Here is a 24,175-nt window from a genome sequence, read left to right as displayed (position 1 = left end):
GCGGGGGAACGAGAAATGGCATACGAAATTGATCGTCCGTCCTATGCGGCAATGTTCGGTCCTACCGTGGGCGACAAGGTCCGGCTGGCCGATACTGATTTGATCATTGAAGTCGAAAAGGACTTCACGACACTTGGCGAAGAAGTAAAGTTTGGTGGTGGCAAAGTCATTCGTGATGGCATGGGTCAATCACAGGTAACCCGTGCGGATGGCGCGGTTGATACCGTGATCACCAATGCGCTGATCCTTGATTATACCGGTATCATCAAGGCCGATATCGGCATTCGCGATGGCCGTATTGCCGCCGTTGGGAAGGCCGGGAACCCCGATATTCAGCCCGGTGTTGATATCATCATTGGTCCGGGCACCGAAATTATCGCCGGTGAAGGCAACATCATTACCGCAGGTGGCATTGATGCGCACATTCACTGGATTTGCCCGCAACAGGTCGAAGACGCCCTGTATTCCGGTGTCACCAGCATGCTGGGCGGCGGGACGGGTCCGGCGGCGGGGACCAATGCGACCACCTGCACACCCGGTCCGTGGCACATTGCGCGGATGCTTCAGGCTGCCGACGGCATTCCGATGAACATCGGGTTCTTTGGCAAGGGCAATGCGACCCTGCCGGGATCGCTGATTGAGCAGGTCAAGGCGGGTGCCTGCGGGCTTAAGCTGCATGAGGACTGGGGCACGACGCCCGCCGCAATTGATACATGCCTGTCGGTCGCCGATGACCTTGATGTGCAGGTGATGATCCACACTGATACATTGAATGAAAGCGGCTTTGTCGAACATACCCGTGCCGCGTTCAAGGGCCGGACCATTCATACCTTCCACACAGAGGGGGCCGGGGGTGGCCACGCGCCCGACATTATCAAGCTGTGTGGGGAGCCTAACGTCATCCCAAGTTCGACCAATCCGACCCGGCCATTTACGGTCAATACGATTGACGAACATCTCGACATGTTGATGGTTTGCCATCACCTTGATCCAAAAATTCCCGAAGACGTCGCCTTTGCCGAAAGCCGCATTCGTCGTGAAACGATTGCCGCCGAAGACATCCTGCATGACCTTGGCGCGTTTTCGATCATTTCATCAGACAGTCAGGCGATGGGCCGTGTCGGTGAGGTCATCACCCGCACATGGCAGACTGCCGATAAAATGAAAAAGCAGCGCGGCGCACTGCCCGAGGATGCCGGGGCTGGCAATGACAATTTCCGGGCCAAGCGATATGTCGCGAAATACACGATCAACCCGGCGATTGCCCAAGGGGTCGGGTCGCATGTCGGTTCGATCGAAGTTGGCAAGATCGCCGATTTGGTGGTTTGGAAGCCGATGTTCTTTGGCACGAAGCCCGACATGGTGATCAAGGCCGGTATGATTGTGGCGGCTGCGATGGGCGATCCCAATGCCTCGATCCCGACGCCGCAGCCGGTCCATTACCGCCCGATGTTTGGCGCCTATGGCAATGCGATTGCCAAAACCAGCTTCTCGTTCGTGTCGCAAGCCGGGATTGATGCCGGAATTGCTGCCGAGTTTGGCCTGTCCAAGTCGCTTTTGGCGGTGTCAAATACGCGCAACATTGGCAAAAAAGACATGAAGCTCAATGATGCCTTGCCGAAAATGGAAGTCGATCCTGAAACCTATCAGGTCAAGGCCGACGGCGAGCTTCTGACCTGTCAGCCGGTCGATACTGTGCCGATGGCGCAGCGGTATTTCCTGTTCTGATTGGGATAGATAACGTCATGCGTCATGCCATTGAACATATCCCGGTTGATCGTGCCGATACCTCGGAAGTCCGCGGCACGGTCACCCTGGTGTTTTCCGACCGCCATCGTCGGCGCATTCGCCTGCATGATGATGCGGGCGATGCGTTCCTGCTCGATCTGCCGCATGCGGTGCGGCTGGCCGATGGGGATCGTTTGCGTCTGGCTGAGGGCGGCGTGATTGTCGTGCGCGCGGCCGATGAACCGGTTCTGACCATCACCGCGGCCGGGCCGATTGCGACCGCCAAACTGGCATGGCACATCGGCAACCGCCATACCCCGGTTCAGGTTTTGAATGATGGGCGTTTACGGATCATTGACGATCACGTGATGCGCGACATGATCCTTGGCCTTGGCGGTGTGGTGGAAAATGAAATCGCGCCGTTTGATCCGCTGAATGGTGCGTATCACGGGCTTGGCGGCGCGCATGGCCACAGCCATGGCAACGATCATTTTGATCAGGATGATGACCCGAAACACACCCATGCCCATGCCGCAGGAATCTCCCATGACCACGGATGACCTGACGCTTAACCCTGCTGGTTTGATGCGGTTGATGACGTGGCTAAGCCCGTCTTTTCCGGTCGGGTCCTATACCTATTCGCATGGTGTGGAATATGCGGTTGAGGACGGTCGGGTTGGCTCGGCCGATACCCTGATCAACTGGGTTGAGGGCGTTTTGGAATTTGGCGCGGGGCGGATTGATGCGGTGCTGTTTTGTGCCGCATGGCGGGCCGCCCTTACGGGCGATGAAGATGCCTTGTTTGACATCGGGGTTGAAGCGGACTGTTGGCGCGGCACATCTGAAATGGCGCTTGAGGCAACCGCACAGGGGCGTGCCTTTGTCTCCACCGTATCAAAAGTCTGGGGCGATGGCGTGCTGACCCGCTGGGCTGATCAAATGCGTGAGAATGATCGCCTGCCATCCTATCCGGTGGCCGTGGGAATTGCCGCTGCCGTTGCCAAAGTTCCGTTGCGCGAAGCCCTGACGGCCTTTTTACATGCCATGGCGGCAAACCTTGTTTCCAGCGCTGTACGTTTGGTGCCGCTTGGTCAGACCGATGGTGTCCGGTCCTTATCATCGCTTGATAAAGCCGTCTCAATCGCGGTCGAACACGCCATGAAAACCGAGCTTGACGACCTTGGTGCGGCCGCACCTATGGTCGACTGGACATCGATGAAACACGAAACCCAATATACGAGGTTATTTAGATCATGAGCTCACCCCTTCGTATCGGTATTGGTGGCCCGGTTGGGTCCGGTAAAACCGCGTTGTTGGAACGGCTGTGCAAGGCCATGCGCGATGAGTTTAACATCGCGGCGATCACCAACGATATTTACACCCGCGAAGATGCCGAATTCATGACCCGTTCGGGCGCATTGGATGCGGACCGCATTGCCGGGGTTGAAACCGGCGGCTGCCCGCATACGGCCATTCGCGAAGATGCCTCGATCAATCTGGCGGCAGTCGAAGACATGGCGGCCAAGCATGCCGGGCTTGAGGCGATCTTTATTGAATCGGGCGGCGACAATTTGTCGGCCACTTTCTCGCCGGAGCTTGCCGACATCACCATTTACGTCATCGACGTTTCTGCCGGTGATAAAATCCCGCGCAAGGGTGGTCCGGGCATTACGCGGTCTGACTTGCTGGTGATCAACAAAACCGATCTGGCACCACTTGTTGGTGCGGATCTGGGGGTTATGGACCGCGATGCCAAGAAAATGCGTGGCACCCGTCCGTTCCTGTTCACCAATCTTAAGGCGATGGACGGCCTTGAAGACGTTAAGAATTTCATCATCGAGACAGGGGGGCTCCGCCAATCCGCAGCGTCCTGATATGGGGATAGATGGACGCAACTCTTAAGCGGATGACGGGAGCACACATCGCCCGGCCAGCAATGGTCGGGCGTTTGTGTTTTTGGGCTTAGAACAAAATGCGCAACTTTTTAGTTGCATAATAAAAAATGCTCAGGCATCTTAAATGCAACCAGGAGGTTGCGTTATGTCAAATACGATTGAAAAGTCTATCGAGATCAATGCGTCACGTGCCCGTGTGTGGCGCGCATTAACCAGTCACACCGAATTTGGCACGTGGTTTGGTCTTGCGATTGATGCCCCGTTTGAGGTTGGCAAGGTTTCAACCGGCAAAATCACGATTGAGGGTTTCACCCATGTGCCGTGGCATTCCACCATCAAGGCGATGGAGGAGCCAGCCTATTTCGCCTATACATGGCATCCCTATGCCGTGGACCCGGACGTCGATTACAGTGGGGAGCCTGAAACACTGGTCGAATTCTGGCTCGAAGAAGGCGATGGTCAAACATCGGTTCGGGTGCGTGAAACCGGATTTGACAATCTGCCCGCTCATCGGGTTGCCGAAGCATTGCGCGCCAACACAAATGGCTGGGGCTTCCAGTTGGAAAACATCAAAAAACATGTCGAAAACTGAAAATAATCAATCAAATGTCACAAATGACGGTGATTTTTCCGTCATTTTTGCCGCCTTAGGGGATTCCACCCGGTTAGCCCTCTTTGATCGGCTGTCGGATGGCAAGCCGCGCTCAATTTCGGTGCTGTCTGATGATGCCGACATGACCCGACAGGCCGTGACCAAGCATCTGCGTGTGCTTGAGGCCGCCGGGCTTGTGCAAAATCATCGGATGGGCCGCGAAAGCCATTATGCCTTTTGCCCTGATCAGCTCAAACAGGCGCGCGCCTATCTTGATCAGGTCGCCGGGCGTTGGGATTCCGCACTGATGCGGCTTAAAACCTTTGTCGAAGGCGATGACGGCTAACATTTTGAAATCGCGCATCTATTGCGAGATGAGCCAAGGCATTTGTCCGAAAGAAGCGTCATTTTGCTTGGCGGGGCGGAAAATTACGGGTATCCCATTGCCCGTTGAGCCGGTCGGGCGGACCGGTTAACAAAAGGTCGTTTTGCGCAAGGGGTTGATTGCAAAACAGCCTTATAACGGGAATGGGAACCGTTACATGAATACCAAGGATATTGTTTATATCGCCCTGTTTGCGGCTTTGACCGCAGTTCTGGGGCTGTTTCCGCCACTTACCCTTCCGGTGACCGGCGTTCCGGTAACTGCACAGTCGCTTGGCCCGATGTTGGCGGGGGCCATTTTGGGTGCCCGGCGCGGTGGTCTGTCGATTGTGCTGTTTCTTGTGCTGGTCGCGGTGGGTTTGCCGTTGCTGTCTGGTGGACGCGGTGGTTTTGGCGTGATGATCGGGGTGACCGGTGGCTTCATCTTTGGCTGGGCCATTTCGGCCTTTGTCATTGGCCTTCTGATCGAACACTTCTGGAATGACCTTACGGTGATCAAAGCGACCCTTGCCATCGGGTTTGGCGGGATTGTCGTTCTGTATGCCCTTGGCAATGCGTGGGTGGCGGTTGCCGCCGACATCAGCTATTGGCAGGCAACTGTCGGGGCGGCTCCGTTCCTGATTGGCGATGCGATCAAGGTGGCGATTGCGGTTGCGGCCTGCCTTGCTGTACGGCGGTCCTATCCCTTGATTTCCAAGGCGCGCTAACGTCTTATGGGTGCCACGCATGGAACGCCATGTGCGACGATGCCTGGCACCCTTTATGCGCATCCTTCCACGCCCTTAAAACCCACGGATACCGCCTTATGATCCGTTTTGAAAATGTCTCTGTGCAGTTTGACCAGCGACGTGTGCTTGACGATATTTCGCTGACCCTGACTGAAAAGCGGATTGCGGTTGTCGGGGCAAATGGCTCAGGCAAAAGCACCTTTGTACGGTTGCTCAATGGGCTGCAAACCGCGACCAGCGGCACGGTGACGGTCGATGATTTCAATCCGGCCAAGGACGGGCGCAAGCTGCGCCGTCATGTCGGGTTTGTCTTTCAAAACCCTGACAATCAGATTGTTTATCCGGTGGTTGAAGAAGACCTCGCCTTTGGTCTCAAGGCGTTAAAATTACCCAAGGACGAGGTTCATCGTCGCATTGATGAAATCCTTGCGCGCTATGACCTGACGGATTTCAAAACCCATCCCAGCCACCTTCTCAGCGGCGGGCAAAAGCAGCTTCTGGCGATTTCCGGGGTGCTGGTGATGAACCCGCGATACGTCATTTTTGACGAGCCGACCACCTTGCTTGATCTTCGCAACCGCAACCGGGTCGAACGCGCAATTGCAAAGCTTGATCAAACCGTGATTACGGTGTCGCATGATCTTGACCTGATTGCCGATTATGACCGGGTGCTGGTGTTTGATCAGGGCAAGATCGCCCTTGATGATACGCCCGCCAACGCCTTGTCAAAATACCGCGAGATGATGGCATGATCGCCGGGCTTTATATCGATGGCACATCGCCGCTGCACCGCGCAGGTGCCGGGATCAAGATATTGGCGATGATTGCCCTTGGCACCGGTGTTTTTCTGATCCCTGATTGGCCGGTGGTGACAGTTATCCTTGCAACGGTACTGGCATTCTACCCGCTGTGTGGATTTGGCCCGTCTGTGATCTGGGCGCAGGTGAAGCCGATCTTCTGGCTGCTTTCGATCTTTTTTGCCGTGCAGCTTTGGCTCAATGACTGGCAGGCTGGATTGCTTGTCGTTACTCGTATTGCCGCGATTGTATTGTTCGCGTCCCTTGTGACACTAACCACCAAAACGTCCGCCATGCTGGCATCACTGGAACGCGCCATGGGGCCGTTGCGTCCGCTTGGCGTTAATCCGGAAAAGGTCAGTCTGGCGATTTCGATGGTGCTGCGGTTTATCCCGGTGATCGCCACTGTGGCATCGGAAATCCGCGATGCCCAACGCGCACGGGGCTTGGATAAATCCATCCTTGCCATGGTCGTGCCCCTGATCATCCGCACCCTTAAAATGGCCGATGATGTTGCCGATGCGATTGAAGCGCGCAGTTTTGATCCTGACGAAACGGCATCTTGATCGCGCCGCAAAAGAAAGCCCCCGGCACACCAAGGTTTGGGCGAGATGGCGTGCCGGGGAACCGCATTGCTGCGGATCTCGTGAAATCAATCCGCTTTGTTAGCTAAGCCCAAGATGCTTGGCATGAAAGCGGATGTGATCTTCGATGAAGCTTGAGATGAAGTAATAGCTATGGTCATAGCCATCCTGCATGCGCACGGTTAGTGGGTAGCTTGAGGATTTGGCCGCTGCTTCAAGCACTTCGGGTTTAAGCTGCTCGGCCAAAAAGCCGTCTGCATCGCCCTGATCGACAAGGGCGGGTGTTTGCGCATCCGGCGCTGTTGCCGATTTCATCAGTTCCGAGCTGTCCCATGCTTTCCACATTGATTTGTCATCTCCCAGATAATTGCCCAGCGCCTTTTGGCCCCACGGGCAATTGATCGGATTGCAGATCGGCGAGAAGGCTGTGACAGATTTGAATGTGCCGGGATTACGCAGCGCAATCATCAATGCCCCGTGACCGCCCATGGAATGACCGGAAATCACCGCATCGTCACTGACTGGGAAGTGATCCTTGATCAGGCTTGGCAGTTCCTTGGTGACATAGTCATACATGCGATAATTGCGCGCCCAGGGTTCCTGTGTCGCATTGACGTAGAACCCGGCACCCTTGCCAAAATCATAGGCCTCGTTCTCGTCATCGGGCACATGATCGCCGCGCGGGCTGGTGTCGGGGGCGACAATCGCAATGCCCAGTTCGGCGGCCAAGCGAAACGCACCGGCCTTTTGCATGAAGTTTTCATCGGTGCATGTCAGACCCGATAGCCAGTACATCACCGGGACCTTGGTGCCATTGCCGGCCTGTGGCGGCAGGAAAATGGCAAAGCGCATGTCACAGCCCAGAACATTGGACGGGTGGGTGTATTGCTTTTGCCAGCCGCCATAGACCTTGTTGCTTGACGCGTTCTCAATACCCATTTCGGGCTCCTCTGATCTTTTTGATCGTCGGCCAATGCCGGGGTTAAATCCGGCATTGGCGTGATAATTCAAAATGTTTTAATTTGATCAGTAATGGATTACCGAACGGATGCTTTTACCTTCATGCATCAAATCGAATGCTTCGTTGATGTCTTCAAGTTTCATGGTGTGGGTGATGAAGTCCGACAGTTTGAACTCACCGGCAAGATAGCGTTCAACATAATCAGGAAGCTGCGAACGGCCCTTGACCCCACCAAAGGCGGTGCCACGCCAGACGCGCCCGGTCACAAGCTGGAACGGACGGGTCGAGATTTCCTGACCAGCCCCGGCAACACCGATAATCACCGACTCACCCCAACCCTTGTGGCAGCACTCAAGGGCGGAACGCATGACATTTACATTGCCGATGCACTCAAAGCTCCATTCAACGCCGCCATCGGTCATCTCGACAATGACCTCCTGAATGGGTTTGTCGAATTTCTGCGGGTTGATGCAATCGGTCGCACCAAGCTGCTTGGCAAGCTCGAATTTTGACTCGTTAATATCAATGGCAACAATGCGGCCCGCACCGGCCATCTGCGCGCCAATGATCGCTGAAAGACCGATACCGCCAAGGCCAAAGACGGCAACGGAATCGCCCTTTTGCACTTTGGCGGCATTGGTGGTGGCCCCCATGCCGGTGGTCACACCGCACCCCAGCAGGCAAACTTCTTCAAGCGGGGCGGTTTTATTGATTTTCGCCAGCGAGATTTCCGGCAGAACCGAATATTCCGAGAAGGTCGAGCAGCCCATATAATGGAAGATCGGCTTGCCATTCTGGGAGAAACGCGTGGTGCCATCAGGCATCAGGCCCTTGCCCTGTGTTGCGCGGATTTTCTGACACAGGTTGGTTTTGCCCGATTTGCAGAATTTGCACTCGCCACATTCGGGAGTATAGAGCGGAATGACGTGATCGCCCACGGCCACACTGGTCACACCCTCGCCGATGGACTCAACAATGCCGCCGCCTTCATGACCAAGGATGGCAGGGAAAATTCCCTCGGGATCGTCGCCCGACAGGGTAAAGGCATCCGTGTGGCAGACACCGGTCGCAACGATCTTGATGCGCACTTCGCCGGCCTTGGGCGGGGCAACCTGAACCTCTTCAATCGACAGCGGTTTGCCTGCTTCCCAGGCAATGGCGGCTTTGCAGGTAATGGTTTCGGCACTCATGATCGTACTCCGGCTTGTATGTAAGGATGCGACCAGTATATTTATTCCATCAAGAATGATAATAATGTGATTTGGTAATTTACTTTTACCAACACGTAATAATGACGAAGGATATGGCGATGAATGCGTGGGACGGGATCAGCGAATTTATCGCCGTGTCCGAGCGCCAAAGCTTTACCGCAGCGGCCAGGCAGCTTGGCATTTCCGTCGCACAGGTCAGCCGACAGGTCACAGCACTCGAAGAAAAGCTTGGCGTGCAATTGTTTTACCGCACCACACGCAAGGTCAGCGCGACCGAGGCCGGGGTGATCTATTATCAGCATTGCCGACAATTGCTTGATGGTTTGGGGGATGCGGAGCGCGCGATTGGCAATCTGACCGAGGTGCCGCGCGGCAAGCTTAAAATCACCGCCCCGACAACCTACGGCGAAACCGTGATTGCCCCGTTGGTCAATGATTTCGTCGCCCGCTATCCTGACCTCGAAGTGCACTGTCGTTTTACCAATCAGAAACTTGATCTGGTGCTCGAAGGCTTTGATATGGCAATCCGTTTGGGGCGACTGGATGGTGCGATGGGCGGCTTGATGCATCAGCAGCTTTCAACCCGGCGGCTTTATGCCTGTGCTGCGCCAAAATACATCGCCAAACGCGGCGAGCCCTATTCACTGTCGGAGCTATCCCACCATAACTGCCTTGTCGGGACGCTTGATTACTGGCGGTTTGAAGAAGACGGGCGCGAACGCACCGTGCGTATCCACGGCACCATCCACGCCAACAGCGGACAGGCGCTTCTTGATGCCGCACGCAAGGGCATGGGGATTGTGCAATTGCCCGACTACTACGTCGATCCATGGGTCGCCAGCGGCGACCTCGTCCCGGTTCTGAGTAAATACCAGCCGTCCGACGAAGGCATCTGGGCGCTGTATCCCACCAACCGCCACCTCAGCCCCAAAATCAGGATGCTGGTGGAGCATTTGGGGCGGTATTTGGGGTAAAGGAGGCGTCGCGAACTTGGCCGTCGCATTTCACAAAATCTGGTTCCCCGCGTCAAACGGGCGATACCAGTTTTTGCGATTTGAGGAGGTAGGACATGGCAAGTTGTCGGGATTCCAACGGCGATCTTTGGGAGCTATATGAAGGCAAGGATGGCTGGCGGTGGCGGCGCACGGCACGCAACGGCAATATCGTCGGGGCATCGACGCAAGGCTATTCCAAGAAAAGCGATTGCATCAACAATGCCGAACGCAATGGCATGACCTGCATGCTTAAGGATTAAGCATGCGACGGCGGGCTACCAAAAAGCCCCTTGGCATCAATGCCAAAGGGGCTTTTCTGTCTTGTGGCGTGTGTGGCGCATTTATTGCGCGGTCCAGCCACCATCGACTGACATGTGCGTGCCCGTCATTTGATCGGCTGCGTCCGAGCACAGGAACAGGGCGGTTTTGCCGATCTGTTCAGGTGTGACGAACTGTTTGGACGGGTGTTTGTCTGACACAAGGTTGGTGGCGGCTTGTTCAATTGAAATGCCACCTTCCTTGGCCTTGGCTTCGATCTGGCGTTCGACCAGTTCGGTGCGTACCCAGCCCGGGCAAATGGAATTTGCGGTGATGCCGGTTTGCGCTGTTTCCAGTGCTGTGACCTTGGTCAGGCCCATGATGCCGTGTTTGGCCGCGACATAGGCGGCCTTTTGCGGGGAGGCGACAAGCCCGTGGGCGGAGGCGGTATTGATGATCCGGCCCCAGTCTTTTTGCTTCATAAACGGCAGGGCAAAGCGCGTGGTGTGAAACGCCGATGTCAGGTTGATCGCAATCACCGCATCCCATTTTTCCGGCGGGAAATCTTCGATCAGATCGGTGTGCTGAATGCCGGCATTATTGATCAGGATGTCGGCCCCGCCGCCAAATTTATCGGCGGCATCTTGCATCATTGCTTCGATTTGATCGGGCTTGGACAGGTCCGCACCATTATAATAGGCGGTCACACCAAAGTCGGTTTCAAGCGATTTGCGGGTGGCTTCGATCTCGTCCTTGTCGCCAAAACCATTAAGCATGATGTCCGCCCCGGCACCGGCAAGTGCCTTTGCCATCGCAAGGCCAATGCCACTGGTGGAGCCGGTTACAAGTGCGCGTTTTCCTGTCAGCATGATGTCTTCTCCCTGAGGGTGAGGCGTTGGGGCCTCTTATTAACTTAGGAGGATCATGCCGCAGCGCAATGTAAAGCGCAACGCAAGACGAAAGAAAGGCGGGTCCGGTGCTGTTTAGGTGATGTTGGGGCGGGTCGCGCGATCAATTGCCGATGCCGTATTTGCGCAGTTTGTTGGCAATGGATGTATGCGATACGCCCAGCCGTTCAGCCAGTTTGCGCGAGCTTGGGTAATCGGGATAAAGCCGGGCCAGCATTTCCCGTTCGATCATGGTCATGCCGGTGGCGAAATCCTCGGCGGCAAGGGCATCGGTGAGGATATCAGGTTGTTGGCGCGCGCCGGGGCGCATATTGCTGCCTGTGGTATCGGATGTGTGCAAGGTCGGTGTTTCGTTGGCGCGCGGCGCGGTGCCGATGGCCGCGTCATTCAGATCGCGTGCGCTTAGCACATCGCCATCGAGCAGGGCGACGGCACGAAACAGGGTGTTTTCCAGTTCCCGCACATTGCCCGGCCAGTCATGGTGCCTTAACCAATCAAGCGCGTCATTGGCAAGATAGGGTGTCGCGCGTTCGGTTTGCTGGGCGGTGCGGTCGATGAAAAACTGGGCCAGATCGTGGATATCCTCGCTCCGCTCACGCAAGGGCGGCAGGGTAATGCCAAGGACGTTGAGGCGGAAATACAGGTCTTCGCGAAACGTCCCGTCATGGGACATGGCTTCAAGATCGCGGTTGGTCGCACTGATGATCCGCACATCAACGGCGATTTCATCCGTCCCCCCGACCCGGCGGAACCGGCCATCTTGCAGAACGCGCAGCAATTTCGCCTGTAAATAGGGCGTCAGTTCGCCGATTTCATCTAAAAACAGCGTGCCACCATCGGCAAGCTCCAGCAATCCCGGCTTGCCGCCGCGCCGCGCACTGGTAAAGGCCCCGGCGGCATAGCCAAACAGCTCGCTTTCGGCCAGACCTTCTGGCATGGCGGCACAGTTCAAGGCCAAAAATGGCTGATCAATGCGGGTGCTGGCCCGATGAGATGCGCGTGCGAAGAGTTCCTTGCCCGTGCCGGTTTCGCCCAAAATCAAAAGTGGTGCGTCAATCGCGGCAAGGCGTTTGGCCTGTGATTTAACCCGCATCATCGCCCGGCTTTCGCCGATAATGTCGTCAAATCCGGTGTGGCTGCGGTCCTGAAGGGCGGTAATCACCCGGCCCAGTCGGGCGGCCCGGTGAAACACCATCACCCCGCCCCAAGGTGCGGTGTCATCCACGTCTGATCCGTCATCGACATGGCCAATCGGTTCGACCTGTAGCAAATAGGTCTGACCACCCAGAATCACCTCGCGCTCGGGTAGGTGAAAATGGCTTTGGCGTAAATCTTCAATGGATGGATCACTTAAAATGAAAGAAATATCACGATCACGAAGATCTTTTTCGGAAGTGCCGGTAATCGTCTGTGCTGCCGGATTGGCTTGGGCAATCTGGCCATTGGCATCCACCGCAATCACCGGGTTGCCAAAGGCGGCCAAGGTCGCATGAAGCTGCGCACGGCGGCGTTCAGTTGGCAGCCGGTCAATTTCGCGGATGCCCGATATGCCGGGAATTTGTTTAAGCGCATGGGACAGCAGCGGAAACCGTTCCGGGCGGATGGCCGGGATATCGGCATAGATGTAATGGGTCGTGACCTCAAAGGCGCGGATATCGAGGCCCTGATCGGTCAGCACATTGACCACATCACGGGTAATACCAAGCCTGTTTTCGCCCTGAATTTCAAACCGCATGACTGTACCGATAAGTTTACACTGTAAATAATAGTGTACAGGCGGGTTTTCAGCAAATCCACATAATTCCCGCGATTATTCAATTTTGGTGAGTAATCGACTGTAAAATATTGTTTACAGATAGCGAGAGGGCATTTTGCGGGAAAATGCCTGAAACCAGCACTTTCGATCATCTGGCACAGACCTTGCGAATATGGCGGCATAACAAACGCAATTTCGGGAGCCTCACCATGTCTGCAGACCTTAAAACCAATGCCAAAACCGGTTTCGCCACCCGTGCCATTCATCATGGGTATGATCCGCAAAGTCATAATGGGGCGCTGAACCAGCCGGTTTATATGTCTTCGACCTTTGCCTTTGAAACTGCCGAGCAGGGCGGGCGGTTCTTTGCCGGCGACGAGCAGGGCTTTATCTATTCGCGCATTGCCAACCCGACGCTTGATTTGCTGGAAAAACGTCTGGCTGTGCTTGAGGGCGGCGAAGCTTCGGTTGCGACTGCATCGGGCATGGGGGCGATTACGTCCGTGTTCTGGACCTTCATTGCGCCGGGGGATGAAATCATTGTTGATCGCACGCTTTATGGCTGCACATTTGCCTATTTCCGTCATGGTCTGGAAAAGTTTGGTATCAAGCATACCCATGTCGATTTGACCGACCCGGCGGAGCTTGAAAAAGCGATTTCCGACAAGACCAAGATTGTCTATTTCGAAACCCCGGCCAACCCGAACATGCGTCTGGTCGATATCGAAGCGATTTCCGAGATTGCCCATAAACATGGCGCGAAAGTTGTCGTCGATAACACCTATTGCACGCCGTATTTGCAGCGCCCGATTGAATTGGGGGCCGATATCGTTGTTCATTCGGCGACCAAATATCTGGGCGGGCATGGCGATTTGATGGCCGGTGCGGTGATTGGCACGGCCGAGGACATGACGCAAGTTCGATTGATCGGCTTGAAGGATATGACCGGTGCTGTTTTATCCGCACAGGATGCCAACCTTGTCATGCGCGGGCTTAAGACGCTGGAGCTGCGCATGGAACGTCATTGCGACAATGCCGAGAAAATTGCCGATTTTCTGGCGAACCATCCAAAAGTCGAAAAGGTCTTTTATCCCGGCCTTGAAAGCGATCCGCAGCACGCGCTGGCCAAAAAGCAGATGGATCGTTTTGGGGGCATGATTGCGTTTGAGCTTAAAGGCGGGATCGAAGAAGGCCGTAAATTGATGAACGGGCTGAATATGATCACCCGTGCGGTCAGCCTTGGGGACGCCGAAACGCTGATCCAGCATCCGGCATCGATGACCCATTCGACCTATACCCCCGAAGAACGTGCGGAATATCAGATCACCGATGGTTTGATCCGTCTGTCTGCCGGGCTTGAAAGCATCGACGATATTCTGGCCGATCTTTCAGCCGCCCTTGATGGGGATGAAATGGCGATTGCAGCCGAATAACGCCATTAATCCTAAGCACGATCAACTGTCGCCAATCGGATGAATGTCCATGTCCGTCAAGGAGCTTGGATTGAGTCCGATTGGCGATTTGATTTTGGGCTGGAATGTGCTGTCCGTTTTTCAGAGCTTAATCAAAAAGGCTGAACTTTTTCATGGTTTGACGTGACTTTTCCGGCAATGAACGGTTTTCTATGCGTAAAAGGTGGATTTCCCGCAGATTCACTTCTTTAAATGATGCTGTGGTTTCGCGGTGATTTTTCAGCAAGTTCAATAGCATGCCGTTTGAATAAGCCTGTTCAAGACCGGTCTGAATTGCATCGCGCAGTTGAGGTGTTTTCGGACTAACAAAGAAATAGATCGGCTGCGGGTAATAAAGCGCGATATCGGGTGATACGACAACGTTTGGCGCCTCTTGCTTCATCCAGTTCCATTCACCGATAATTTGCCAATAGGCCCTTGGGTATAGGTCGAAGCGCCGGAATTCGAGCATCCGGTGCAGTGTCTTGTAACGTCCGGGGATTACATTAAAGCCACTGTCGATCAGAATTTGACCGTCAGGCCAACCAAGCCCCTGTCCCATCGAAAATTTCCGAAGTTCATCAAGCGTTTGAATATGCGCCAATTCAATGCGCGTTTCAGGACGTGTCATGAAAAGCCGGAGCCCTGTGGTGCCAAGATAAATCGGCACGTAGGCTGCCAGAAGTTTGTCTTCACGGTCCTGCGTTGTGCCAAAAAAAACGGTATTGATCTGATCACCTGTTTGCAGCATCGAAATACGGCGTTCTTCGGTGGGGTATTCCATGCAGACCGGTGTGATGGCAATGTCCGTGGGACTGAGCCGCAGAGCCAACCGCAACAGGTCAACATGGTATTCGGAATGTTGATCCCATGTGATGCGACCGAGACAGTAATCGGACGTGGCATCCATCGGCAGGCGGACATCAACAGGGCTTTGTGCTGTGCCTGTATCTGTGGCCTGGGCCGTCGATATGGACATGTCGCCAACTGCAAGCACCACCATTGCTGCCCTGAAAATGGCGGTGCATCGGGCATGAAAACTCAGGATTGGTCGCGGTATGGACGGCAGCATGAATGAGAAAACAGTGTCCAAGGTTTGGAGTGTGCACGGCGATCAAAATCAGATGTGTAGATTTTATATATAGCCTTTCAATCTGTTAGCGATGTCTTAAGTACGCAGATAAATTGGTTCGAAAATTGGTGCGCCAAGCCTGAAAAGCGCCGAGGCAGCATTTTTCATCTGTGTTTGGATGCGGGGGACTCGTGGGAGATGCCGGAATTTCAGTAAGTACATGCATTTGTAAGGGGGCATCGAATCGCGCTGGCGTTGCCGTATTTTGATGCCGCGAAATATTGTTTCAGATGGGAAATTCGAAGGTTTTGGCAGGTTCGTCGCAGCAGATTCCACAGGTTGGTTGAAATCGCCGAATCTTGTGTGAAACTTGATGGCAGCAGCTTGATTTTTGCGCTGTCTGTTTAAAAATCGGTAATTCAATACCGGAATGTTGCGGTGAGCCGGATGGCCGCCGTGCATAACCCACATCAAAAGGTGTTACGTAAGATGTCTGCACAAGATGCCGCCTCGGAAATCGGTGAAATTATCGAAGCAAGCTCAACCGGTCAGGTAAAGGCCGAAGATCTTGAGATGCTCGGTCAAATCGAGAAAAAGGTGCGGTGGCTATCAAGCTGGACCATCCATAATGCCAACCATCTGCGGCCTAAACGCGATGGCATCAAGGTTGGTGGGCATCAGGCCAGCTGTGCGTCGATGACAACCTTGATGACAGCCCTTTATTTCAATGTTCTGCGTCCGCAGGACCGGGTGGCGGTCAAGCCGCATGCCAGCCCGGTTTTCCATGCGATCAATTACCTGTTTGGCCGTCAAACCAAGGAAAAGCTGGAAAAATTCCGCTCATTTGGCGGGGCGCAATCTTATCCATCGCGGACCAAGGATGGCGATCAGGTTGATTTTTCAACCGGGTCGGTTGGCCTTGGCGCGGCGGTAACAAACTTCGCCGCGCTAACGCAGGATTACCTGCGTTACAAGGATATGCTGCCCAAGGGCGAGGTTCCGGGGCGTATGGTCGCGCTTGTTGGCGATGCCGAACTTGATGAAGGCAATATTTACGAAGCACTGCTTGATACGTGGAAGCATGACATTCGCAATGTCTGGTGGGTGATTGATTATAACCGCCAAAGCCTTGATGGCATGATCGATGCCCATCTGTTCCGGGTCATTGGCCGGTTTTTCCGTGCGGTTGGCTGGAACGTGATCACGATCAAATATGGCCGGAAACTGCATGAAGCCTTTGCCAAGCCGGGGGGTAAATCGCTTAAGAAATGGCTGAATGACGTGCCCAACGACATCTATTCAGCCCTGACGTTTCAGGGCGGGGCGGCATGGCGTGCGCAAATCACATCCGATATGCCCGGTGATAATGCGTTGGTCAGCCTGTTGGGCGAGTATGAAGATGATGCGTTGCATGATCTGATGACCAATCTGGGCGGGCATTGCATGGAGGCAGTGCTGAGCGCCTTTGATGCTGTTCCCAATGACAAACCAACCATCTTTATCGCCTATACCGTTAAGGGATATGGCACCCCGCTTCAGGGGCATAAGGACAATCATGCGGGTCTGATGAATGTGCCGCAGATGGACGCGTTTAAGGAACAAAACCGCGTTGAGGACGGAAAAGAGTGGGATTTTGCCGCCGGATTGGATGTGTCAGAGGACAAAATCCGGAGTTATATCAAAAGCGCCCCGTTCAATGACAGCGCACCCCGCCACAAAAAGGCGGATGTGATTACCATTCCCGACATGCCCTATGCGCGGACAGATACATCAAGCACGCAGGAAGTGTTTGGTAAAATCCTCAATGAACTGGCCAAGATGAAAAACAGCGATCTGTCTGATCGCATTGTCACCACATCGCCCGATGTGACGGTATCGACCAACCTTGGCGGGTTTGTGAACCAGCGCGGGTTATTTGGCCGCGAAGACCTTGCCGATGAGTTTCGCGAACGCAAGGTCCCCTCGGCCCAGAAATGGATACGTTCGCCAAGCGGGCAGCATGTCGAACTGGGTATTGCCGAAAACAATCTGTTTTTGAATTTAGCCGCACTTGGCCTGTCGCACAGCCTGTTTGGGCAGCGGTTGTTCCCGATTGGGACGCTGTATGATCCGTTCATTGCGCGCGGGTTGGATGCGCTGAATTACGCCTGTTATCAGGACGCGCGGTTTATGGTTGTCGCCACACCAAGCGGCATTTCGCTAGCACCGGAAGGTGGTGCGCATCAGTCGATCAGCACACCGATGATCGGCATGGGGCAGCCCGGCCTGACCAGCTTTGAGCCAAGCTTTGGCGATGAAGTTGCCGCAATCATGGGCTGGTCGTTTGATCATATGCAGGCCGAGGACGGCGGGTCGATTTACATGCGTTTGTCGACCAAGCCATTGAGCCAGCCTGAGCGTGACCTTTCGGATGCGGATAAATCCGATATTGTTTCGGGTGGTTATTGGCTGCGTGAACCGGGCGATGACTGCAAGATGGTGATTGCCTATTGCGGGGCGATGGCCCCCGAAGCGATTGCCGCATGGGAAAAGCTGTCGGAAGATCATCCGGGCTTGGGGCTTTTGGCCGTGACCTCGACCGACCGTCTGTACAACGAATGGCAGGATCTTGAGCGAGCCCGTCTTGAGGGCAAGATGGATGCTCAGATGTCGCATGTGGAAAACCTGCTTAAACCGCTGGCATCCGATGCGCGCCTTGTAACCGTAATTGATGGTCATCCGGCGGCGTTAGCGTGGCTGGGCTCGGTGCGTGGACATGCGGTTGCCCCGCTTGGTGTGAACAACTTTGGCCAGTGCGGCGATAGCATCGCGCTTTATGAGCATTACCAGATCGGCACGGATGCCATCCTGCGCGCAGCCAAGCGTTGGGACTAAGGCCGTTCAGACATCACGCTGTAAGGGGAGGGCAATGTGCCCTCCCTTTTTTGTTGGGTTTCGGCGGGGAATTGTTGACCATGGATTGGAAACTAAGTACGAGAAAAATCCGCATTTTACAAAAATAAACAAAAGCCCCATGTTCAATCTTGGCCGGGGTGGTGAAACGTTCCTATGAATTTTACACGTCTTCGCGGACTTTATCCGGCGATGCCCATTAGCACGCCAAAGGAAGCCTTGCGCGCCGGAATGGGTGCGTTAATTGGCTTGGGTGTTGCGGGCTTTTTGCTGTCGTTCTTTGATTTGCAGGGGGCTGGTCTTTATCTGATTGCGCCGTTTGGCGCGTCGTCGGTGTTGTTATTTGCGGTACCCAACAGCCCGCTTGCCCAACCGTGGTCGGCGATTGTCGGCAACAGTGTGTCGGCACTGGCCGGTATTGCCGTTTGTCACGTGGTGAGTGACCCGGTTTTATGTGTGGCTTTGGCGGTTGGTGTCGCGATTGCGGCGATGATCCTTTTGCGCGCGGTTCACCCACCGGGTGGGGCGGTTGCCATGGTGGCGGCGCTCAGCCCCGATCTTGTCGCTGATCTCGGCTTTCGCTTTGCCGTCACACCGGTTGGTGTGGTGACAAGTATCCTTGTTCTGATTGCGGTGTTTTATTCCCGCGCGACGGGGCGGACATATCCGTTGCGGCATTTTGACGACAAGAGTACCCATGATACCGCAGACCGCCCGCCAATTGAGCGCCTTGGACTGGATGAGGGAGAGCTCAATGCCATCCTGCAGCAATACCGTCAGTCGCTGAACCTTGGTGTTGAAGATCTGGCACGTTTGATCAGTGCGGCGGAATTTCAGGTGGCGGCACATCGCACCGGGCCGATTACCGCCAAGCAGATCATGTCACGGGACTTGGTGACGGTGGATGCCGACACGCCGCTTGGCGAAGTTGCCGATCTTTTCCGGCGTCACGGTTTCAAGTCATTGCCGGTTATCGAAAAGGATGGCCGCTATATCGGTGTGATTTTCCAAATACATCTGATCCGCCGGGCCAGAGAAGACGCGCTGCGTCTGGGCCGTGGTTTGTTGCCAGCGATGGCGCGGCTCATTGATCTGGGGCGCACGGCCCCGGTGCGCGCAATCGAGATCATGTCGGTGACCGAACCGCGCGCAACAGCAAGTACACCCATCGCGGCCCTTTTGCCGTTGATGGCGGATGGGGCATGTGATGCTGTGCCGGTGATCGAGGATGGCAAAATCATCGGCATCGTCACCCGAACCGACCTGATTGCGGCCTTGGCACATGCAGGGCTGAATTCCCCAATGCAACCGTAAAGTCAAAAGCGTTTTGCCCGATGCGCAGGATATGAGCGGTGCATCATCGGCTTCCGCCCTTGTGCCTTGGTGCAGTGCCTTTCGGGTGTTACATACTTGTAAATACAAGTTACTTCACCCTGGTTCTATGAAATGGAATGCCCCATGAGCGATGCGGTCACTTTAACAGTCGAACAGGCAGAAAGACTTAGTCTTGCTGTGCTTGAAGGAAACGGTTTTAGCCATGATCACGCAAGCGCAATCATGCGCAGTGTTGTGGCAGCACAAACCGACGAATGCCATTCGCATGGGTTGTATCGGTTGATCGGCTGTGTGCAGGCCGCGCGCAATGGTGGACTTGATACCCATGCCGCGCCGGAAATCATGGATCAGGCGCCTGCGATCACCCGGGTCAATGCCCATAAGGGATGCTCGCTTCTTTCGTTCGAGAAGGGCTTGCCTTATTTGATTGAAAAATCGCGCCATTGTGGTGTTTCAGTGCTGGCGATCAATAACAGTTTCCATTTCTCGGCACTCTGGCCAGAGGTCGAGCAGATTTCAGCACACGGGTTGGTTGGCGTTGCCATGACACCAACCCATGCCTTCGTCGCACCAGCCGGCGGGTCCAAACCGCTTTTGGGGACCAATCCGATTGCCTTTTCTTGGCCACGGCCGGGCACAACGCCCTATACGTTTGATTTTGCGACCAGCGTGATTGCGCGTGGTGACATTGAACTGCACCGACGGGCGGGCAAAACCATCCCCGAAGGATGGGCGGTTGATCAGGCAGGTGCGCCGACCACCGATCCGGCAGAGGCCCTTGCCGGTGCAATGCTGACCTTTGGCGGGCATAAGGGATCGGCATTGTCGACCATGATCGGCCTTCTGGCCGGGCCGTTGATCGGTGATGTGCTGGGCCATGAAACCCATGCGGCAACCGAGGATGCGCCGGGCAATCCGCATCACGGCGAAATCATCATCGCCTTTTCCCCGGAAACCTTTCTGGGCGCGGATGCGCAAAAGCATCTTGATCATGCGGAAGAACTGTTTGAGCGGATCATTGAACAGGGTGCCCGCCTGCCATCACAGCGCCGGTTTGAGGCGCGTGAACGTAGTGCCCAAAATGGTGTCACGATTCCCAAGGTGCTGCATGATGAACTGACCGCATTGGCGGGGGTGTGAACGGTATCGCTTGTAAACATTAGTGGGGGCGTACATATCCCGCGCTTGATCAAAGCAGGAGCATTGACTGTGGAATATCTAATGTTGCTTGGCGGGTTGGCAGGGTTGTTTTTTGGCGGTGAGGCACTGGTACGCGGCAGTGTTGGCGTTGCACAGCGCTTATCGATGTCATCGCTTCTGATCGGGTTGACGGTTGTCGGGTTCGGCACGTCAACGCCGGAGCTTCTGGTGTCAGTTAATGCGGCGTTACGTGGCGTTCCCGATATTGCACTGGGCAATGTTATCGGATCGAACATCGCAAATGTCCTGCTGATTGTCGGTGTATCTGCACTGGTCTGGCCCATCGCGGTTTCCGGCGGGACCCTGAAACGCGATACGGCGGTGATGATGGCCGCGGCCATCATTCTGGTGCCGGTGTTTGCGCTGGGACAATTGGGGCGGAGTACCGGCGTCGTGTTGTTTGCTGCGCTGATCACGTATCTAGTTGTGGCCTATCGCCAGTCGCGTAATGTTCCGGCCGGGCAGGGAAATGCCGACCTTCCGGGAGCTGCGCCGAATGTGTGGGTTTCTCTTGCCTGGGTTTTGGGCGGGTTGATCCTGCTGATGTTCGGGGCGCGTTTCCTAGTGGATGGGGCCGTCACGATTGCGCGGACTTTTGGCATGTCCGAAGCCTTCATCGGGTTGACGATTGTCGCGGTCGGGACCTCCTTGCCCGAACTGGCAACATCACTGATTGCAGCCCTGCGCAAGCAGTCGGAGATCGCGATTGGTAATATCGTCGGGTCGAACATTTTCAACATATTGGGTATTCTCGGCCTGACGGCGGTGGTTGCACCAATCCCGGTTGCCAGCCGATTCCTGACATTTGATTTGCCGATCCTGATTTCCGTGTCGCTGATCCTGACCTTGCTGTTGCGCCGCGCGGTTATTGGCCGGGGTGTTGGTGTAGTGATGCTGGCGGCCTATGGCGGGTATGTCTGGATGGCGCAATAACCGCCAGTGCTGGACGCAAAAAGACTTGTCGTGGTGATTGAAGCTTGGCCCCGGTTTGACTGAGTTGGCTTTTCTGTTGGTGCCAATTAATCAGAAAAACGCCTGCTTGATCCCGTCGATGATGAATTGTACCGCAAGGGCGGCCAAGATCATGCCAAGCAGGCGGGAAACCACTGTGGCAACTGTCGGGCTGAGGCGTTTGGCGACCACGTTTGACAGCATGAAGAAGACGAAGGCAATCAGCATTACCACGGCGACAACGCCAATGACGCTGGCCTGCATGGCGACGTTGTCTTCGAATTTACCCATCAACAGCATCACCGATGCGATGGAGCCCGGACCAGACAGGAACGGGATCGACATCGGGAAGATCGACACATCGTCGGCTTCGTCGTCGGGGATGGTTTGATCTGTTTTTGATTTTGTGGCGGCTTTGGGTTTTGTCTTGTCACCGTCGTGGTCGTCTTCAAGTTCCTGATGAACCTGTTCGGCGCGCTCGTTGCGTTTTTGGCTGCGTTTTTCAAACAGCATTTCAAGCGCGATCAGGAAAAGAAGCGTGCCGCCTGCGATGCGAAAGGCTGGCATATGGATGCCAAAGATGCCGAGTAATCCTTCGCCAATCAGTGCGAAGGCGGCGAGAATGAAAAAGCTGGTGAGACAGGCGCGGATCGCCATGCGGCGGCGGTGGGCAGCACTTGTACCCTGTGTCAAAACGATGAAAACCGGCACCAGTCCCAACGGGTCAATGATGACGAACAGGGTAACAAAGACCGGTATCAGGTCATTGAGCATATCGGCACTTGGCATTGGTTTTCCCCGGTTGGTCACATGCAGGTGTTTCGATCCTAGTAATGATCTGACCCGTTTGCGTAAATGATAAACATATCCGGGATGGGGCAACAGTCCCGATAAAAATGGCCTTTAGCGCCGGTTTGACCATTTGCGGCCATATCGCCCGCTGTTTTCAGGCCAGTCGATATAGTCGGCGGGTTTTTTGCGCACCCATTTGATGAATTTGATCATGTCGGGGTGGCGTGTCAGCTTTTCGGGTTGATCAAAGTCACGGGCAAGGGTGGCCTCGTCAAACAGCCGGTGGATCATGCGGTGGCAGACCCGGTGCAGCCATTGGGTTTCTGTTCCGCCCTGTGATTTGGGTGTCCAGTGATGGCGGTCAATCGTTGGTCCGGCATGCATCGGGCGGCCACAGATCGGGCAGGGGCCAAGATCGGCACTGTTTTTGGGGTCGGGTTGAAACGACATGGATGATTATGAGCCGGGCATGCGCCGGCTTTCAAAGAATTTTTGCCATGTGCCGGGCTTTAGGGCGCGCAATCCATTCACCCGGGCGCGGATGCTGGGGTGGGTATCGAGTATGTGGGGCGGCTGGGTGCTGCGATAGGGGATAAGGCCCAGGCGTTTTTTGTTGATCTGATCAATATGGAGCAGAGCATCAATCATGTCTTCGGGGCCATTGAGAAGGTCACTGGCACCGTGATCGGCGGCAAATTCCCGATTGCGGATGACCGCACGTTGCAACAGGAAACTGATGGTCGGGACGATGCCAAACAGAATAATCATCCAGCCCGGTGGATTGAAGTTGCCAAACAACGCCAGTGCCAAACCAAAAATCGCAACTGTCCATGTCGCGCGATAGATCACATCGGTGATCAATAAAATGCGCGTATCGCCGTGCCATGCATGGGCGATTTCATGGGCCAGCATGGCGCGCATCTGACGCGGTGACAGGCCATGCAGGGCGTCGTTTGAAATGGCAATGCTGGTGCCCTTTTCCGTACCGGTGGTGATGGCATTGACACCTTTGCCCGGCAGGACAAACAGCTTGGGCCGTTCGGCAAGCCCGGCGCGATCACACAGAAGCCCAACCATTTCATGGGTCGCTTCGTAGAAGTGCGGATCAAGCGGTTTGGCGCGCAGGAGCTTCATGACAAATTCGGGTGACACCATGGGTGAGAAAAGCAGCATCATCGCAACCGCAAGTGCGGCTGAGACAATCATGGTAAAGCCGCCAAGCATCCACGCGCATCCTGCCAGAACACCGATCATGCAGACCAGAAGCGCCCCCGCGTGGGATGCGCCACCCGGATGGATGGCCAGAAAGCGCTGTATAAAAACAGGAAGTGGTGAGTTTTCCTCTGGCATGGGGACTTTCACTGTTTGCGATGGTTTATTGTGATCAAGGAGCGGGGCGCTTTGAGAGGGCCTGACTGATGCAAAGTGTCGCGGTTGCGTGTTGAAGTGCCATATAAATAAGGTGTGGTGTTGGGGGCTTAGGGGCAAGGAAGGCGATGGATAAAGTGATCGGGTGTACTTTGAAAATGCAACGTCGATTGGTCGCGCCAAGGCGATGAGACTCCGAAGCCGGAATTTGAGACTCGAGACATGATGGACCGCCTGATCGGTCTTTGGGGACGGGTATCAGACGGATCAGAGCAATTTTATTGACGCATAACCTAATGAAATGAAGGGTTTTGCGC

Annotated in this window: 25 protein-coding genes; 16 read left to right on the top strand and 9 right to left on the bottom strand. The window is 55.0% G+C overall.

Annotated elements, in window-relative coordinates:
• Positions 1-15 precede the first annotated feature (15 nt).
• From ureC to COO92_RS19685, 9 genes are all read left to right on the top strand, one after another.
• A complete protein-coding gene (gene ureC / locus COO92_RS19725) occupies positions 16-1,728 on the top strand; it encodes an urease subunit alpha (RefSeq protein WP_101304684.1) in 1,713 nt (570 codons plus the stop codon).
• 17 nt (positions 1,729-1,745) lie between these two features.
• Positions 1,746-2,288 (top strand): urease accessory protein UreE, encoded by a 543-nt coding sequence (locus COO92_RS19720; protein WP_101304683.1) that lies wholly within the window; start codon positions 1,746-1,748, stop codon positions 2,286-2,288.
• Positions 2,275-2,985, top strand: a complete 711-nt coding sequence (locus COO92_RS19715) for an urease accessory protein UreF (RefSeq protein WP_101304682.1) — start codon at positions 2,275-2,277, stop codon at positions 2,983-2,985. Before COO92_RS19720 ends, COO92_RS19715 begins: the two co-directional genes overlap by 14 nt.
• Positions 2,982-3,602 (top strand): urease accessory protein UreG, encoded by a 621-nt coding sequence (gene ureG, locus COO92_RS19710; RefSeq protein ID WP_101304681.1) that lies wholly within the window; start codon positions 2,982-2,984, stop codon positions 3,600-3,602. The genes COO92_RS19715 and ureG overlap by 4 nt, the downstream gene beginning before the upstream one ends.
• Before the next feature lie 166 nt (positions 3,603-3,768).
• The gene (locus COO92_RS19705; protein ID WP_101304680.1) at positions 3,769-4,215 is read left to right on the top strand and encodes an SRPBCC family protein; all 447 of its coding nucleotides are present in this window, start codon (positions 3,769-3,771) and stop codon (positions 4,213-4,215) included.
• The gene (locus COO92_RS19700; protein WP_101304679.1) at positions 4,202-4,561 is read left to right on the top strand and encodes an ArsR/SmtB family transcription factor; all 360 of its coding nucleotides are present in this window, start codon (positions 4,202-4,204) and stop codon (positions 4,559-4,561) included. Before COO92_RS19705 ends, COO92_RS19700 begins: the two co-directional genes overlap by 14 nt.
• Positions 4,562-4,757: 196 nt before the next feature.
• Positions 4,758-5,306, top strand: coding sequence for a biotin transporter BioY (locus tag COO92_RS19695; protein WP_101304678.1), 549 nt, complete (start codon positions 4,758-4,760; stop codon positions 5,304-5,306).
• A 98-nt stretch (positions 5,307-5,404) separates the two neighbouring features.
• Positions 5,405-6,079, top strand: a complete 675-nt coding sequence (locus COO92_RS19690) for an energy-coupling factor ABC transporter ATP-binding protein (RefSeq protein ID WP_101304677.1) — start codon at positions 5,405-5,407, stop codon at positions 6,077-6,079.
• Entirely contained in the window at positions 6,076-6,690 is a 615-nt protein-coding gene (locus COO92_RS19685; protein WP_101304676.1) for an energy-coupling factor transporter transmembrane component T family protein, read from the top strand. The genes COO92_RS19690 and COO92_RS19685 overlap by 4 nt, the downstream gene beginning before the upstream one ends.
• 99 nt (positions 6,691-6,789) lie before the next feature.
• On the opposite strand, the gene fghA is transcribed toward COO92_RS19685, so the two are convergent.
• Entirely contained in the window at positions 6,790-7,647 is an 858-nt protein-coding gene (gene fghA, locus COO92_RS19680; RefSeq protein WP_101304675.1) for an S-formylglutathione hydrolase, read from the bottom strand.
• Positions 7,648-7,734: 87 nt separating this feature from the next.
• Positions 7,735-8,859, bottom strand: coding sequence for an S-(hydroxymethyl)glutathione dehydrogenase/class III alcohol dehydrogenase (locus tag COO92_RS19675; RefSeq protein WP_101304674.1), 1,125 nt, complete (start codon positions 8,857-8,859; stop codon positions 7,735-7,737).
• Between the two features lie 101 nt (positions 8,860-8,960).
• Between COO92_RS19675 and COO92_RS19670 the strand changes: the two genes are divergently transcribed.
• Together COO92_RS19670 and COO92_RS19665 are read left to right on the top strand one after the other, a co-directional pair.
• Positions 8,961-9,854: a LysR substrate-binding domain-containing protein gene (locus COO92_RS19670; protein WP_240626531.1), complete on the top strand. Its 894-nt coding sequence runs from the start codon at positions 8,961-8,963 to the stop codon at positions 9,852-9,854.
• 95 nt (positions 9,855-9,949) lie between these two features.
• The gene (locus COO92_RS19665; RefSeq protein WP_101304672.1) at positions 9,950-10,135 is read left to right on the top strand and encodes a YegP family protein; all 186 of its coding nucleotides are present in this window, start codon (positions 9,950-9,952) and stop codon (positions 10,133-10,135) included.
• A gap of 81 nt (positions 10,136-10,216) precedes the next feature.
• Here the strand turns inward: COO92_RS19665 and COO92_RS19660 are convergent, their stop codons facing one another.
• Together COO92_RS19660 and COO92_RS19655 are read right to left on the bottom strand one after the other, a co-directional pair.
• Positions 10,217-11,002 carry a 3-hydroxybutyrate dehydrogenase gene (locus COO92_RS19660; protein ID WP_101304671.1) on the bottom strand — a complete coding sequence of 262 codons (786 nt, stop codon included), beginning with the start codon at positions 11,000-11,002 and terminating at the stop codon, positions 10,217-10,219.
• A gap of 142 nt (positions 11,003-11,144) precedes the next feature.
• Positions 11,145-12,776, bottom strand: a complete 1,632-nt coding sequence (locus tag COO92_RS19655) for a sigma-54-dependent transcriptional regulator (protein ID WP_101304670.1) — start codon at positions 12,774-12,776, stop codon at positions 11,145-11,147.
• Positions 12,777-13,006: 230 nt separating this feature from the next.
• Between COO92_RS19655 and COO92_RS19650 the strand changes: the two genes are divergently transcribed.
• A complete protein-coding gene (locus tag COO92_RS19650) occupies positions 13,007-14,230 on the top strand; it encodes a methionine gamma-lyase (protein ID WP_101304729.1) in 1,224 nt (407 codons plus the stop codon).
• A 127-nt stretch (positions 14,231-14,357) separates the two neighbouring features.
• Here COO92_RS19650 and COO92_RS19645 read toward each other — a convergent pair whose 3' ends face one another.
• A complete protein-coding gene (locus COO92_RS19645; RefSeq protein WP_133125088.1) occupies positions 14,358-15,227 on the bottom strand; it encodes a type 2 periplasmic-binding domain-containing protein in 870 nt (289 codons plus the stop codon).
• Between the two features lie 189 nt (positions 15,228-15,416).
• Positions 15,417-15,782 (bottom strand): hypothetical protein, encoded by a 366-nt coding sequence (locus COO92_RS21980; protein WP_133125087.1) that lies wholly within the window; start codon positions 15,780-15,782, stop codon positions 15,417-15,419.
• A 27-nt stretch (positions 15,783-15,809) separates the two neighbouring features.
• On the opposite strand from COO92_RS21980, the gene COO92_RS19640 reads away from it, so the two are divergent.
• From COO92_RS19640 to COO92_RS19625, 4 genes are all read left to right on the top strand, one after another.
• Positions 15,810-18,194, top strand: coding sequence for a hypothetical protein (locus COO92_RS19640; RefSeq protein ID WP_101304728.1), 2,385 nt, complete (start codon positions 15,810-15,812; stop codon positions 18,192-18,194).
• 174 nt (positions 18,195-18,368) lie between these two features.
• Entirely contained in the window at positions 18,369-19,526 is a 1,158-nt protein-coding gene (locus COO92_RS19635; RefSeq protein WP_101304668.1) for an HPP family protein, read from the top strand.
• 144 nt (positions 19,527-19,670) lie between these two features.
• Positions 19,671-20,687 carry an Ldh family oxidoreductase gene (locus COO92_RS19630; protein WP_101304667.1) on the top strand — a complete coding sequence of 339 codons (1,017 nt, stop codon included), beginning with the start codon at positions 19,671-19,673 and terminating at the stop codon, positions 20,685-20,687.
• A 69-nt stretch (positions 20,688-20,756) separates the two neighbouring features.
• On the top strand, positions 20,757-21,680 hold the full coding sequence (locus COO92_RS19625) for a calcium/sodium antiporter (RefSeq protein WP_101304666.1): 924 nt from the start codon (positions 20,757-20,759) through the stop codon (positions 21,678-21,680).
• 90 nt (positions 21,681-21,770) lie between these two features.
• Here COO92_RS19625 and COO92_RS19620 read toward each other — a convergent pair whose 3' ends face one another.
• The 3 genes from COO92_RS19620 to COO92_RS19610 form a co-directional block, all read right to left on the bottom strand.
• Positions 21,771-22,487: a MarC family protein gene (locus COO92_RS19620; protein WP_206186445.1), complete on the bottom strand. Its 717-nt coding sequence runs from the start codon at positions 22,485-22,487 to the stop codon at positions 21,771-21,773.
• Between the two features lie 114 nt (positions 22,488-22,601).
• Positions 22,602-22,940, bottom strand: coding sequence for an HNH endonuclease (locus COO92_RS19615; RefSeq protein WP_109789106.1), 339 nt, complete (start codon positions 22,938-22,940; stop codon positions 22,602-22,604).
• Between the two features lie 6 nt (positions 22,941-22,946).
• Complete coding sequence (locus COO92_RS19610) at positions 22,947-23,840, bottom strand: M48 family metalloprotease (protein WP_101304665.1); 894 nt, start codon at positions 23,838-23,840, stop codon at positions 22,947-22,949.
• Between the last annotated feature and the right edge of the window lie 335 nt (positions 23,841-24,175).

This window comes from Thalassospira lohafexi, from assembly GCF_002844275.1.
GTDB lineage: Bacteria > Pseudomonadota > Alphaproteobacteria > Rhodospirillales > Thalassospiraceae > Thalassospira > Thalassospira lohafexi.
Note: the sequence above shows the minus strand (reverse complement) of the source record. Positions and strands in the feature narration are given on the sequence as shown.